Origin of the sequence: Kingella pumchi, from assembly GCF_022288825.1 — a bacterium.
GTDB lineage: Bacteria > Pseudomonadota > Gammaproteobacteria > Burkholderiales > Neisseriaceae > Kingella_D > Kingella_D pumchi.
The window spans coordinates 2,089-2,526 of record NZ_JAKOOW010000012.1; the positions used below are offsets into that span (position 1 = coordinate 2,089).

Genomic DNA, 438 nt, shown 5'->3' on the forward strand with positions numbered 1-438 from the left:
GTCAATCAGCCTGGGATGCTGGGTAATAACAAAGATGTCGATGCCTTTGTGGCGGTGCGTTTCTAGCTCTTGGATGTAGTCGGGAACTTTGGCACCGGCGGGGCGGGGGCGGAAGATGCGTTGGGCTTCGTCGATCACAAGTATTGCACCGGTGGGCGCCCATTTATGCCACGTTGTCATATCTTCCCCTTCGGGAATTTCCATCGTCGGAATTTTCAATTCCGGGATGCCGTCCACGAAAAGCGGACGGTTTTTGAGATCGTCGCGCGTCATTAATTCGTGGACGAGCAAGTTTGTTTTGCCGGATCCTGGCAGGCCGGTGATTAGGCTGATCATGTTTTACCCCTTATGTTTGATTTTTCGCCGGCTGTTTGCCGGCGAATTTTGTTACTACTTTTTCTTGAAAGACGTGCCGAGCTTGGACACGGACGAAAGTGC

At 52.1% G+C, this 438-nt stretch carries 1 protein-coding gene; it reads right to left on the reverse strand.

Annotation, left to right across the window (positions count from 1 at the left end; translation table 11 throughout):
- Window positions 1-336, reverse strand: a 336-nt coding sequence (locus MB824_RS03450; protein ID WP_238745997.1) for a zonular occludens toxin domain-containing protein, incomplete at its 3' end; no start/stop codon positions are given.
- Window positions 337-438 lie beyond the last annotated feature (102 nt).